Annotated in this window: 11 protein-coding genes; 3 read left to right on the top strand and 8 right to left on the bottom strand. The window is 66.2% G+C overall.

Annotated features, from left to right (window positions below; translation table 11 throughout):
- Positions 1-4: 4 nt before the first annotated feature.
- From trpE to rpe, 3 genes are all read right to left on the bottom strand, one after another.
- Positions 5-1,498, bottom strand: a complete 1,494-nt coding sequence (trpE, locus tag U4Y88_RS33250; RefSeq protein ID WP_224014267.1) for an anthranilate synthase component I — start codon at positions 1,496-1,498, stop codon at positions 5-7.
- Positions 1,499-1,984: 486 nt separating this feature from the next.
- Entirely contained in the window at positions 1,985-2,701 is a 717-nt protein-coding gene (locus U4Y88_RS33245) for a phosphoglycolate phosphatase (protein WP_310630349.1), read from the bottom strand.
- On the bottom strand, positions 2,698-3,390 hold the full coding sequence (gene rpe, locus U4Y88_RS33240; RefSeq protein ID WP_224014271.1) for a ribulose-phosphate 3-epimerase: 693 nt from the start codon (positions 3,388-3,390) through the stop codon (positions 2,698-2,700). Before rpe ends, U4Y88_RS33245 begins: the two co-directional genes overlap by 4 nt.
- Before the next feature lie 286 nt (positions 3,391-3,676).
- Here rpe and apaG point away from each other — a divergent pair, with 286 nt between their 5' ends.
- Positions 3,677-4,051, top strand: coding sequence for a Co2+/Mg2+ efflux protein ApaG (gene apaG, locus U4Y88_RS33235; RefSeq protein ID WP_321789125.1), 375 nt, complete (start codon positions 3,677-3,679; stop codon positions 4,049-4,051).
- Between the two features lie 110 nt (positions 4,052-4,161).
- Positions 4,162-5,475, top strand: a complete 1,314-nt coding sequence (locus U4Y88_RS33230) for a murein transglycosylase A (protein ID WP_321789123.1) — start codon at positions 4,162-4,164, stop codon at positions 5,473-5,475.
- A gap of 91 nt (positions 5,476-5,566) precedes the next feature.
- Here U4Y88_RS33230 and paaK read toward each other — a convergent pair whose 3' ends face one another.
- The 5 genes from paaK to paaN all read right to left on the bottom strand — a co-directional run bounded on the left by paaK (position 5,567) and on the right by paaN (position 11,299).
- On the bottom strand, positions 5,567-6,865 hold the full coding sequence (gene paaK / locus U4Y88_RS33225; protein ID WP_321789122.1) for a phenylacetate--CoA ligase PaaK: 1,299 nt from the start codon (positions 6,863-6,865) through the stop codon (positions 5,567-5,569).
- A 56-nt stretch (positions 6,866-6,921) separates the two neighbouring features.
- The gene (gene paaI / locus U4Y88_RS33220; RefSeq protein ID WP_321789120.1) at positions 6,922-7,389 is read right to left on the bottom strand and encodes a hydroxyphenylacetyl-CoA thioesterase PaaI; all 468 of its coding nucleotides are present in this window, start codon (positions 7,387-7,389) and stop codon (positions 6,922-6,924) included.
- Between the two features lies 1 nt (position 7,390).
- Entirely contained in the window at positions 7,391-8,182 is a 792-nt protein-coding gene (paaG, locus tag U4Y88_RS33215; protein WP_224014279.1) for a 2-(1,2-epoxy-1,2-dihydrophenyl)acetyl-CoA isomerase PaaG, read from the bottom strand.
- A gap of 120 nt (positions 8,183-8,302) precedes the next feature.
- Positions 8,303-9,505, bottom strand: coding sequence for a 3-oxoadipyl-CoA thiolase (gene pcaF, locus U4Y88_RS33210; protein WP_321789119.1), 1,203 nt, complete (start codon positions 9,503-9,505; stop codon positions 8,303-8,305).
- Between the two features lie 93 nt (positions 9,506-9,598).
- Positions 9,599-11,299: a phenylacetic acid degradation protein PaaN gene (gene paaN / locus U4Y88_RS33205; protein WP_321789116.1), complete on the bottom strand. Its 1,701-nt coding sequence runs from the start codon at positions 11,297-11,299 to the stop codon at positions 9,599-9,601.
- 137 nt (positions 11,300-11,436) lie between these two features.
- On the opposite strand from paaN, the gene U4Y88_RS33200 reads away from it, so the two are divergent.
- On the top strand, positions 11,437-12,213 hold the full coding sequence (locus tag U4Y88_RS33200) for an enoyl-CoA hydratase (RefSeq protein WP_321789203.1): 777 nt from the start codon (positions 11,437-11,439) through the stop codon (positions 12,211-12,213).
- Positions 12,214-12,377: the final 164 nt, after the last annotated feature.

Genomic DNA, 12,377 nt, shown 5'->3' with positions numbered 1-12,377 from the left:
CCGCTCAGAAGTCGCTGTCGAGGCCGTCCTGCACCTGCTCGGCGGCGCGCAGCACGGCGCGCGCCTTGTTTTCCGTTTCTTGCCATTCCGACTCGGGCACCGAATCGGCGACCACGCCGGCCGCGGCCTGCACATACAGATTGCCGTTATGGATGACGCCCGTGCGGATCGTGATCGCCAGATCCATCTCGCCGTTGAACGAGAGGTAGCCGACCGCGCCGCCGTAGAGGCCGCGCTTCACCGGTTCGAGTTCGTCGATGAGTTCCATCGCGCGCACCTTCGGCGCACCCGAGAGCGTGCCGGCCGGGAAGGTCGCGCGCAGCACGTCGAAGTTGCTCACGCCGGGCTTGAGCTTGCCTTCCACCGAACTCACGATGTGCTGCACGTGCGAGTACTTTTCGATGATCATCTGGTCGGTCACGGACACCGAGCCGATCTCCGCGATGCGGCCCACGTCGTTGCGCGCGAGGTCGATCAGCATGACGTGCTCGGCGATTTCCTTCGGGTCGTTGAGCAGTTCGGTCGCGAGTTCGGCGTCGCGCTCAGGCGTGTTGCCGCGCGGACGCGTGCCCGCGAGCGGACGGATCGTCACGATGCGGTCCTCGCCGCGCTGCTCCTGACGCACCAGGATTTCCGGCGACGCGCCCACCACGTGGAATTCGCCGAAGTTGTAGTAGTACATGTACGGCGACGGGTTCAGCGAACGCAGCGCGCGATAGAGCGAGAGCGGATTGTCGCGATACGGCTTGGTCAGGCGCTGGCCGACCTGAACCTGCATCAACTCGCCCGCGGCGATGTATTCCTTGGCCTTGCGCACGGCCGCGAGGTAATCGTCCTTCTTGAACTCGCGGAACGTTTCGGTGCGCACGCTCGCGCTCGTGACCGGCGGCTGCACCGTCGTGCGCAGGCGCTGCTTGAGTTCGCGCAGGCGCAGCTTGGCCTTCGTGTAGGCCTCGGGCGTTTGCGGATCGGCGTAGACGATCAGATAGAGCTTGCCCGCGAGATTGTCGATCACCGCGACTTCCTCGGCGAGCAGCAGCTGGATGTCGGGCAGGCCGAGGTCGTCGGGCGGGCAGGTGTCGGCGAGCTTCTTCTCGATGTAGCGCACCGCGTCGTAGCCGAAGTAGCCGGCGAGGCCGCCGCAGAAGCGCGGCAGGCCGGGGCGCTGCGCGACCTTGAAGCGCGACTGGTACTGCGCGATGAATTCGAGCGGGTCGCCGTCGTGGGTTTCGATCACCTGGCCGTCGCGCACGACTTCCGAGATGCCGTTGCTCACGCGCAGCAGCGAGCGCGCGGGCAGGCCGATGAACGAGTAGCGCCCGAACCGCTCGCCGCCGACGACGGATTCGAGCAGAAACGAGTTGGCGCCGCCGCGCTCGGGCTGCGCGAGCTTCAGATACAGCGAAAGCGGCGTTTCCAGATCGGCGAGTGCTTCGGCGATCAGCGGGATGCGGTTGTAGCCCTCGTTGGCGAGAGACTGGAATTCGAGTTCGGTCATGTTCCGATCCTGTTCGTGCTGCCGGTCGCGGCGTGGGGTGCGGGCCCAGTGCGGCTCAAAAGGGGGCGCGCGGTGAACGCGAAGGCGTCTGTTTTGAGTGCTAGTTGGCCGCTGGCGCTCGCTCGTGCGGCCCACGGACGCACAAGGCGTCTGCCGGGCCGGCGTGCGGACGATCGGAGGCGGAAGCGAGACGTAGGCGCTGGCGGCCCGGCACGCGACGAATCGACATGCAAGGATCGCGACAGCCCACGGCAAGACCAGCCGACGGTTGACCGCAACAGTTTAGAGACGAGACACGCGCGAGAGCGCAGCGAAGTAAAAAACGGAGCTGAAGGGGAAGCGAACTTGAGACAAGCACGCGACTTCAGCGAACCTCGAGTGAGGTTAGCGCGACCAGCGACGCCAGGGCCAGGCTCCCCGGTCGATGCTGCTCAGACTCCGTTTTTTATTCAGAAACATGAGGGTCGTTGACGTTCAGTTGAGAACTTAAGTCAGATCATTGTGTGCTGCGACCGCCTTGGCGGCGTCGAGCAGCGTGGCAACTATACCATCCGACTCAATTTTTTGTACAGGCTGGCCGTGGTTGTAGCCGTAAGGCACCGTGAGCGTGGCCATGCCGGCCGCGCGGCCCGCGATCGCATCGTTCTCCGAATCGCCGATGGCCACCGCCGACGCCGGATTCACGCCGAGCTGCTCGCACGCCGTGAGCATGGGCAGCGGGTCGGGCTTTTTCTTCGCCAGGCTGTCGCCGCCCAGCACGACCTCGAAGTATGGCGAGAGGCCGTACTGCTGGAGCAGCTCGACAGCGAAGCGGTGCGGCTTGTTCGTCACGCAGGCGAGCTTGATGCCCTGGGCGCGCAGCGCGGCGAGGCCCACTTCCACGTCCGGGTACAGATGCGTGTGGCGGCCGTTGATCTTCGCGTACTCGTCCTGATAGATCGCGAGCGCCTCGTCGAAACGCGCCTGGGCGTCGTCGGCGGGAAAACGCGGGGCCAGCACGCTCTTGATCAGATGCTCCGAGCCTTTGCCCACGTAGCCCATGACCTCTTCGCGCGTGGTTTCCTCGGCGTCGAACTGCGCGAGCATGCCGTTCAGGCCCGCGGCGAAGTCGTCGGCGGTATCGACCATGGTGCCGTCGAGGTCGATCAGCGCCGCCTCGATGCGCGGCGCGGTGAATTTGACGGCCTTGAAGTCGGCGCTCATTGCGCGCCGGCCTTCACGGTGGCGAGCTGGGCACGCATCTGGTCGATCACGGCCTTGTAGTCGGGCTTGCCGAAGATGGCCGAGCCGGCCACGAAGGCGTCCGCGCCCGCCGCCGCGATTTCGGCGATGTTGTCGACCTTCACGCCGCCGTCCACTTCCAGATGGATCTCGCGGCCGGTGCGCGCCGTGTACGCGTCGATCTTCGCGCGCGCCTCGCGCAGCTTGTTCAGCGCCTCGGGGATGAACGACTGGCCGCCGAAGCCCGGGTTCACCGACATGATCAGCACGAGGTCGACCTTGTCCATCACGTGGTCGAGGTAGTTCAGCGGCGTGGCCGGGTTGAAGACGAGACCGGCCTTGCAGCCGTGGTCGCGGATCAGCGACAGCGTGCGGTCGATATGGTCCGAGCCTTCCGGGTGGAAGCTGATGAGGTTCGCGCCGGCCTTGGCGAAGTCGGGCACGATGCGGTCGACCGGGCGCACCATCAGATGCACGTCGATGGGCACGTCCACGTGCGGGCGGATCGCCTCGCAGACCAGCGGGCCGATGGTGAGGTTCGGCACGTAATGGTTGTCCATCACGTCGAAGTGGATCCAGTCGGCGCCGGCCGCGACGACGTTGCGGACTTCCTCGCCAAGACGCGAGAAGTCGGCGGACAGGATACTGGGGGCAATGCGGAATTGCGTCATGGCGGTAAGCGGAAATTAGACGTAAAAACCGTATTTTAGCGTCAGCGCGGCGGGGCGCACGCCTGCGGGACGCACGTTGGCCATTCGGCCAGGACGCGCTCGCGGCGGTCCGCGGCGGTTGCGGGTGCCTGCCGCATCAAGCAGAATGCAATTTCGCGCGGTCCGCCGCGACGGCGGCGCGCGGACGCCTTGCACCGCGTAAGAATTTACGACCCCGGTCGTGCCGCAGTGGGCGAAACCATCGTGGTCCGAAACCCGCGGGTCAGAAACAGCGATTGGAAAGAGGATGAGTCAGTACGAATTCAGCGTGACGTCGCAGGTGCGCTACCTGCCCGAAGAGTCGGATCCCGAGCGCCGGCAATATGCGTTTGCGTACACGCTGACCATCCGCAACACCGGCCAGGTGAGCGCGCAGCTGATCGCGCGCCATTGGATCATTACCGACAGCGACGAGAAGGTCCAGGAAGTGAAGGGTCTGGGCGTGGTCGGCCATCAGCCGCTGCTCAAGCCGGGCGAGCAATTCGAATACACGAGCTGGGCGATGATCGCCACGCCCGTCGGCACCATGCGCGGCGAGTACTTCTGCGTGGCGGAGGACGCCGAGCGTTTCGAGGCGCCGGTGCCCGAGTTCGTGCTGCGCATGCCGCGCACGCTGCACTGACATCCGTTGAACCGTTCCCCGATTTCGCGGTCTGCTAGTCCTGACGCCCGTCGTGCGGCGCGTGCGGGGCGCGCTTGTGCTTCTTCCTGCCCGACGCGGTCCACACAACGATGAAAATCAGCAGGAACAGCGCGAGCAGCGCTTCCAGACCAAACATGAGCATCGGGTATTCGTCGAGCAGATCAGACATGGCGGCATCCATCGAGAGCAAACATTGTAGGCGCGTTTTCGCGCGCTTTTCCGGGGTGATGCCGGGATTAACGGCGCTGCGCGAGCGCGCGCGCCGCGGCTTCGGAAAGGCGGGGAACGCCAGCTTCGGGCGCATCGGCGGCCTGGTCGGCGCCGCGTCGCTGGCGGCGCTGCTGGCCGCGTGCGGCGGCCCGAGCTACGTGCGCACCACGCCGCCCAAGGGTTCGCCCACATTGCCCGCGCAGATCGCGGCGCAGCGGCTCACGCCGGTTGCGTGGCAGCAGGTGCCGGGCTGGCAGGACGATTCGCTGATCGGCGCGACGGCGGCACTGCGCGCGAACTGCACGCGCCTCGCCCGCGAGCCGCGCTGGCAGCGCGCCTGCGCGGCGGCTTCGCAACTCGACGACCTCGACGCTTCCGGCGCACGCGCCTTCTTCGAGGCGTACTTCACGCCTTATCAGTTCGCCAATAACGACGGCACGCTCGACGGCCTCGTCACCGGTTACTACGAGCCGCTGCTGCATGGCTCGCGCACGCGCCACGGCATCTATCAGACCGCGCTTTATCGCTGGCCGTCCGGCTATCGCGCGGGCGCCGCGCTGCCGCCGCGCGCGCAGCTCGAACGTGCGGGCATCCTGAGCGGCAACGAACTCGTCTGGGTCGACGATCCGATCGAGGCGTTCTTCCTGCAGGTGCAGGGCTCGGGCCGCATCGTGATGGAAGACGGCAGCGTGATGCGCGTGGGCTTCGGCGGTACGAACAATCAGCCGTACAAGTCGATCGGACGCTGGCTGCTCGATCGCGGCGAACTCACGCCCGCGCAGGCCACGATGCAGGGCATCAAGGCGTGGGCGCGCGCGAATCCGACGCGCGTCGACGCGCTGCTCGACACCAATCCGCGCTTCGTGTTTTTCCGCGAGATGCCGTCGGGGGAAGGCTCGGCGCAAGGCGGCACCGACGGCCCGATCGGCGCGCTCGGCGTGCCGCTGACGCCGGAGCGTTCGATTGCGGTCGATCCGTCGTCGATTCCGCTCGGCACGCCGGTGTTCTTGACGACCACGCGTCCGCTCACGAATACGCCGCTGAACCGCCTCGTGTTCGCGCAGGACACCGGCTCGGCGATCAAGGGCGGCGTGCGCGCCGACTACTTCTGGGGACTCGGCGACGATGCGGGCGACCTCGCGGGCAAGATGAAGCAGGGCGGCCGCATGTGGCTGCTGTTCCCGAACTCCTGAGCTTCGAGTTGCTTGATCGCATGAAAAAAGCCGGCTGATCAGCCGGCTTTTTTATTGGCTGCGCGATTGATCTATGCGCGCTCGTCTGGCCTTACTTCGGCCGCTTGTCGATCACGCGCCTGGCCTTGCCGACCGAACGCTCGATGCCGTTCACGTCGAGCACATTGATCTTCGCCGTCACGCCGATCAGCGCCTTGATGTCATAGGCGAGCGCCTTCGCGGCCGCATCGAGCGCGCCATAGTCGGGCGCGGTTTCCGGGCACGGCTCGCAGTTGAGCGTCATGACATCCATCGGACCTTCCTTCGTGAGAATGATCTGATAGTGCGGTGCGAGCGCGGGCTGCTTGAGCAGCAGTTCCTCGATCTGCGTGGGGAACACGTTCACGCCCCGGATGATCAGCATGTCGTCGGAGCGGCCCGTGATCTTTTCCATGCGGCGCATCGTGCGCGCGGTGCCGGGCTGCAGGCGCGTGAGATCGCGCGTGCGATAGCGCACGATGGGCAGCGCTTCCTTCGTGAGCGAGGTGAAGACCAGTTCGCCGAATTCGCCGTCGGGCAGCACTTCGCCGGTTTCCGGGTCGATGATCTCCGGGTAGAAGTGGTCTTCCCAGATGGTCGGGCCGTCTTGCGTTTCCGCGCACTCCGAGGCGACGCCCGGACCCATCACTTCGGACAGACCGTAGATGTCCACGGCCTTGATGCCCATGCGTTTCTCGATGGCCGCGCGCATGTCGTTGGTCCACGGCTCCGCGCCGAAGATACCGATGCGCAGCGACGAACTGGCCGGGTCCATGCCTTGACGTTCCATTTCGTCGGCGATCGCGAGCATGTAACTCGGCGTGACCATGATGATGTCGGGCCGGAAGTCCTGGATCAGCTGCACCTGCTTTTCGGTCTGGCCGCCGCCGAACGGAATCACCGTGAGACCGGCACGTTCCGCGCCGTAGTGCGCGCCGAGGCCGCCCGTGAACAGGCCATAGCCGTAGCTCACGTGCACCTTGTCGCCGCGCCGCGCGCCCGCCGCGCGCACGGAGCGCGCGACCAGATTCGCCCAGGTGTCGATGTCTTTTGCCGTGTAGCCGACCACGGTGGGCTTGCCCGTCGTGCCCGACGACGCGTGAATGCGCGAGATCTGCTCCTGCGGCACCGCGAACATCCCGAACGGGTAGCTGTCGCGCAGATCCTTCTTGGTGGTGAACGGGAAGCGCGCGAGGTCGGCGAGCGACTTCAGCTCGGACGGGTGCACACCCGCTTCGTCGAACTTGCGGCGATAGACCGGCGAGTTCTCATACGCGTGGTTCAGCGACCATTTCAGCCGTTCGAGCTGAAGCGCCGCGAGTTCGTCGCGGCTGGCCGTTTCGATGGGCTCGAGCGGCAGCGGGTTAGTCATCGATGTCTCCAGTTGCTTTAAGTATGAATGCGTTGCGGGCGAGTTCGCTGGGCGCGTCACGCCTCGACAGGAATCACGTTGCCGCGGATCTGCGCGGATTTGCCTCTGAACATGGCAACGGTCTCGCCGGCGCGATTCGTCACGCGGATGTCGTAGATGCCGTTGCGGCCCGACAGCACCTGTTCGACGGCTTCGGCGGTGAGCACGTCGTCGGGCTGCACGGGGCGCAGAAATTCGATCGAGCAGCCCGAGGCGACCGTGTTGAGGTTGTACGAGTTGCAGGCGAACGCGAAGGTCGAATCGGCGAGCGTGAAGATCAGGCCGCCGTGACAGATCTGGTGACCGTTGAGGAATTCGGGCCGCACGGCCATCCGAAGCCGCGCGTAACCGGCGCGCACGTCGAGCAGTTCCATCCCGAGCGCGCGGCTGCAACCGTCGGCTTCGTACATGGCCTGCGCGGTGGCGCGGGCGAGTTCGTCGGGCGTCATGTCGCCGAGCGCTCGCGTGGAGATCGATGTGGACATATCAACGGCCCTCGAAGCGCGGCGCGCGTTTCTCGACGAAGGCCTGCACGCCTTCCGCGTAGTCGTGGGATGCACCCAGTTCGCGTTGCAGATCGCGTTCGAGATCGAGCTGCTGATCGAGCGTGTTCGTGGCCGACGCGCGCAGCGCCTCGCGCGTGGCGACGATGGCGCGCGTAGGTTGCTTCGCGAGTTGCGCGGCGAGCGCGGCAGCGCTGGCGGCGAGTTCGGCGTCGTCGGTCACTTGCCAGACGAGGCCCCAGCTTTCCGCTTTTTCGGCGCTCAGCTTGTCGCCGGTCATGGCAAGGCCGAGTGCGCGAGCCATGCCCACGCGCTTCGGCAGGAACCACGTGCCGCCCGAATCGGGAACGAGGCCGATTTTCACGAACGCCTGAATGAAGCTCGCGGAGCGCGCGGCCAGCACGAGGTCGCACGCGAGCGCGAGATTTGCGCCCGCGCCCGCCGCGGTGCCGTTGACGGCGGCGATCACGGGCATCGGCAGCGCCTGCAGCCGTTTGATCAGCGGATTGAAATGCTCGTCGATGAGCGCCCCGAGGTCGGTCATCGCGCCAGGCGTGAAGTCGAGGTCGGCGAGATCCTGGCCCGCGCAGAAGCCGCGGCCCGCGCCGGTGAGCACGAGTGCGCGCGCGCCGGCGGCTTCGACTTCGTCGAGCGCCGCCGCGAGCTCGCGGTGCATGGCGCGCGTGAAGCTGTTGAGCTTGTCCGGGCGGTTCAGCGTGACGGTGGCCACGCGCGTGGTTGCGTCGGTCTCGACGCGGATCGCTTCAAAGGGCATCGGTTGTCTCCTCCATGCCTGCTTTTCGGGACTGCTTTCAGGACTTCCTGACCCGCCGCGCTGCGTCGTCCGGCGGGTCGCTGTGCTGCTGCCAGGTTGGCGCTGTCGCGCCGTTTGCCGTCAAACGCGCTCGATGGCCAGCGCGATGCCCTGGCCGACGCCGATGCACATCGTGCACAGCGCGTAGCGGCCCTGCGTGCGTTCGAGCTGATGCAGCGCCGTGGTTACGAGCCGCGCGCCCGAGGCGCCCAGCGGATGACCGAGCGCGATCGCGCCGCCGTTCGGGTTCACGCGTGCGTCGTCGTCGGCGAGGCCGAGTGCGCGCAGCACGGCGAGACCTTGCGACGCGAACGCTTCGTTGAGTTCGATCACGTCGAACTGGTCGAGCGTCATGCCGAGCTGCGCGAGTAGCTTCTGCGTGGCGGGCGCGGGCCCGATGCCCATGATGCGCGGCGCGACGCCGGCCGTTGCCATGCCGAGCACGCGTGCACGCCGACGCAAACCATATTGGGCGGCGGCTTCCTCGTTGGCCAGCAGCAGCGCGCAGGCGCCGTCGTTGACGCCCGAAGCGTTGCCGGCCGTCACTGTGCCGTCAGGCTTCACCACGCCCTTGAGCTTGCCGAGCGATTCGAGCGAGGTCTCGCGCGGATGTTCGTCCAGCGTGACACGCACAGGATCGCCTTTCTTCTGCGCAATCTCGACCGCGACGATTTCCTGCGCGAGCGTGCCGTCCTTCTGCGCGCGCGCGGCCTTCTGCTGGCTGCGCAGCGCGAACGCGTCCTGATCGGCGCGGCTGATGTTGAATTCCTCGGCGACGTTTTCCGCCGTTTCGGGCATCGAATCGACACCATATTGCTGCTTCATCAGCTTGTTGACGAAACGCCAGCCGATGGTGGTGTCGTGGATATTCGCGTCGCGCGCGAACGCGGACGCGGCTTTGCCCATCACGAACGGCGCGCGCGTCATGCTTTCCACGCCGCCCGCGATCATCAGGCGCGCTTCGCCGGCCTTGATTGCGCGCGCGGCGCTGCCGACGGCGTCGAGGCCGGAACCGCACAGGCGGTTGAGCGTGCCGCCGGGCGCTTCGGTGGGCAGGCCCGCGAGCAGTGCGGCCATGCGTGCGACGTTGCGGTTGTCTTCGCCTGCCTGGTTGGCGCAGCCGTACAGGATGTCGTCGAGTGCGCGCCAGTCCACGCCGGGGTTGCGCTCGACGAGCGCGCGGATGGGCACGGCGGCGAGGTCGTCGGCGCGCACGTCCTTGAGGGCGCCGCCGTAGCGGCCAAACGGGGTGCGAATCGCGTCGCAGATATAGGCTTCGGTCATCTCAGGTTCCTGCACGAGCGCGGAGTGCGCTCATGCCTTGCATGCTAGAGGGTCGGGCAGTCGTGCGCCATTCGGCCGAACGGCCTAGGCCATTCAGCCGACTGCAACGGGCGCCGCTTTGGGTTCAACATGAACGCGGCTCTGAACCACGCGGAAGCGGTTCGCCACGAACGCGGCGTCGGCCAGCGCGGCGTTCGCGGCGGGGTTCGCGCCGGTGCCGTGGAAGTCCGAGAAGGCCGCCGACTGATTGACGAACACGCCGCCTGTGAGATTGACCGACAGCGCCACGCCGCCGGTGATCGCCGCTTCGTGGGCGGCTTCGATCACTTCGTCGCTCGTGCTGTAGACCGAGAGCGTGAGCGCGCCGTGGTCGCGCGCGGTCGCCCCGGCGAGGGCCAGCGACTGGGCGGTGGAGTCGGTGGCGATCACGAACGAGATCGGGCCGAACCATTCGCGCGTGATCGTCGCGGCGTCGCGGCCCGCATCGAGTGCGAGCACGAGCGGCGTGCGCACGCGTGCGCCCGGGAATTGCGGATGGTCGAGCGCATGGCTGTCGGCGAGCACGTTGCCCAGCTTGCGGGCTTCGTCGACGCGTGCGGTCACGCCGTCGTTCTGGATCGCGCCGAGCACTTCAACGGCGCGTGCCGGATCGGCTACGAATTTCGTGACGGCTCCCGCGATGGCCTGTGCGACCTGATCGAAGCTCATGTGGCCTTCGGCGGTCTCGATGCCGTCGCGCGGCACGTAGATGTTCTGCGGCGCCGTGCACATCTGGCCCGAGTAGAGCGAAAGCGAGAAGGCGATGTTGCGCGCGGCGGACTTCAGATCGCTCACGGAGTCGATCACGATCTGGTTCACGCCGGCCTTTTCGGTGTAGACCTGCGCCTGATGCGCGTGTTGTTCGAGCCAGTCGCCGTTCTGCGTGCTGCCAGTGAAGTCGATCAGCTTGATTTCGGGGCGCAGGGCGAGTTGCTGGACGAGCGCGCCGTCGTTGGGATCGGTCGCGAGCAGCGTGACGACGTTCGGATCGAAACCGGCTTCACGCAGCACCTCGCGCGCGATGCGCACGGTGATCGCGAGCGGCAGGATCGCGCCCGGGTGCGGCTTGACGATCACCGTGTTGCCCGTCGCCAGATCGGCGAACAGGCCGGGGTAGCCGTTCCAGGTCGGGAACGTGCAGCAGCCGAGCACGAGGCCCGTGCCGCGCGGTACGACCGTGAAGCGCTTTTGCATCGCGAGCGGCGGGTTCTTGCCCTGCGGCTTTTCCCAGTGCGCGTCGGCGGGAATGCGGCGCAGCTGGTCCCACGCGTAGGTCACCGCTTCGAGCGCGCGGTCCTGCGCGTGCGGGCCGCCTGCTTGGAACGCCATCATGAAGGCCTGGCCGGTCGTGTGCATCACGCTATAGGCGATTTCGAAGCTCGCGCGGTTCAGGCGTTCGAGAATTTCGAGGCTCACGCCCACCCAGGCCTTGGGGCCCGCGGCGCGCCAGTCGCGTTGTGCTTGTTGAGCGGCGTCAATCAACTGGTCGGGCGTCGACTTCGGGTAACGCGCGCCGAGCACAAAACCGAATGGCGAGGCCTCGCTGCCGACGGTTTCGCCGCTGGCAGGCTGCTCGAGTTCGAACGGGTGATTCAGGTGCGCCTTGAACGCGGCTTCGCCGTCTGCGCTGGCGGATTCACCGTACACTTTGGGGCTCGGCATTTCGGCGAACGGGCTCCAGTAGCCGCGCGTCTCGATGGCGGCCAACGCCTTCTGCAGCAGGCCTTCGTGCTTGTCGAAAAACGGATGTGTCATGGCTCGACTTGAATTGAGGGGTTGGATGAGGCCCGCGCCAATTAATTGACCGACCGGTTGGTTGGCAAATGTTAGCATTAGTCAAACTTCGGCGTAAAAGAAATTTTTGGGACTTTTCTATTAGGGAAGGAGGACGTATGGAGTACGAAAACATCCTGGTCGAGACGCGCGGCAAAGTCGGTCTGATCACGCTGAACCGGCCGAAAGCGCTGAACGCACTCAACGACGCCTTGATGGACGAACTGGGCGCGGCGCTCAAGGCGTTCGACGCGGATGAGAACATCGGCGCGATCGTCATCACGGGCAGCGAGAAGGCGTTCGCAGCAGGCGCCGACATCGGCATGATGGCGACCTATAGCTTCATGGATGTCTATAAGGGCGACTACATCACGCGCAACTGGGAGACCATTCGCTCGATCCGCAAGCCGATCATTGCGGCGGTTTCGGGTTTCGCGCTCGGTGGCGGCTGCGAACTGGCGATGATGTGCGACATGATCTTTGCCGCCGATACGGCGAAGTTCGGCCAGCCGGAGATCAAGCTCGGGGTGATTCCGGGTGCGGGCGGAACGCAGCGTCTGCCGCGCGCGGTGTCGAAGGCGAAAGCGATGGACCTGTGTCTGACGGCGCGCATGATGGATGCGGCCGAGGCGGAGCGCGCGGGCCTGGTGTCGCGCGTGATCCCGGCGGCGGATCTGCTGAACGAGGCGATAGCGGCCGCAACTACGATCTGCGAATACTCGCTGCCCGCTGTGATGATGGCCAAGGAGGCGGTGAACCGCGCCTACGAGACGACGCTGGCCGAGGGCGTGCATTTCGAGCGCCGCCTGTTCCATTCGCTGTTCGCGACGGAAGATCAGAAAGAGGGGATGGCTGCGTTCGTGGAGAAGCGTAAGCCGGCGTTCAAGAACAAGTAGGCGGCCGGGTAGTCGCCTGGTAGTCCCGTCGGGCCGGTGGCGGAATTATTTTCCGCCACCCCCTTGCGCTGTAGTGCAGGGAGCGCTAATATTCGCCCCCTTCGCTGCACGCAGCACCGCAACGAAGCCCGCGACGAGAAACCCGCGGGTCGGTTCTTCAACAA

Origin of the sequence: Paraburkholderia sp. J94, from assembly GCF_905220285.1 — a bacterium.
Taxonomy (GTDB): domain Bacteria; phylum Pseudomonadota; class Gammaproteobacteria; order Burkholderiales; family Burkholderiaceae; genus Paraburkholderia; species Paraburkholderia tropica_A.
This window is presented reverse-complemented; position numbering and strand designations above follow the sequence as displayed.

Coding starts and splice junctions, on each gene's coding strand:
- trpE (WP_224014267.1), bottom strand. CDS start 1,498: ATGACCGAACTCGAATTCCAGTCTCTCGCCAACGAGGGCTACAACCGC.
- U4Y88_RS33245 (WP_310630349.1), bottom strand. CDS start 2,701: ATGAGCGCCGACTTCAAGGCCGTCAAATTCACCGCGCCGCGCATCGAG.
- rpe (WP_224014271.1), bottom strand. CDS start 3,390: ATGACGCAATTCCGCATTGCCCCCAGTATCCTGTCCGCCGACTTCTCG.
- apaG (WP_321789125.1), top strand. CDS start 3,677: ATGAGTCAGTACGAATTCAGCGTGACGTCGCAGGTGCGCTACCTGCCC.
- U4Y88_RS33230 (WP_321789123.1), top strand. CDS start 4,162: ATGAAAATCAGCAGGAACAGCGCGAGCAGCGCTTCCAGACCAAACATG.
- paaK (WP_321789122.1), bottom strand. CDS start 6,865: ATGACTAACCCGCTGCCGCTCGAGCCCATCGAAACGGCCAGCCGCGAC.
- paaI (WP_321789120.1), bottom strand. CDS start 7,389: ATGTCCACATCGATCTCCACGCGAGCGCTCGGCGACATGACGCCCGAC.
- paaG (WP_224014279.1), bottom strand. CDS start 8,182: ATGCCCTTTGAAGCGATCCGCGTCGAGACCGACGCAACCACGCGCGTG.
- pcaF (WP_321789119.1), bottom strand. CDS start 9,505: ATGACCGAAGCCTATATCTGCGACGCGATTCGCACCCCGTTTGGCCGC.
- paaN (WP_321789116.1), bottom strand. CDS start 11,299: ATGACACATCCGTTTTTCGACAAGCACGAAGGCCTGCTGCAGAAGGCG.
- U4Y88_RS33200 (WP_321789203.1), top strand. CDS start 11,437: ATGGAGTACGAAAACATCCTGGTCGAGACGCGCGGCAAAGTCGGTCTG.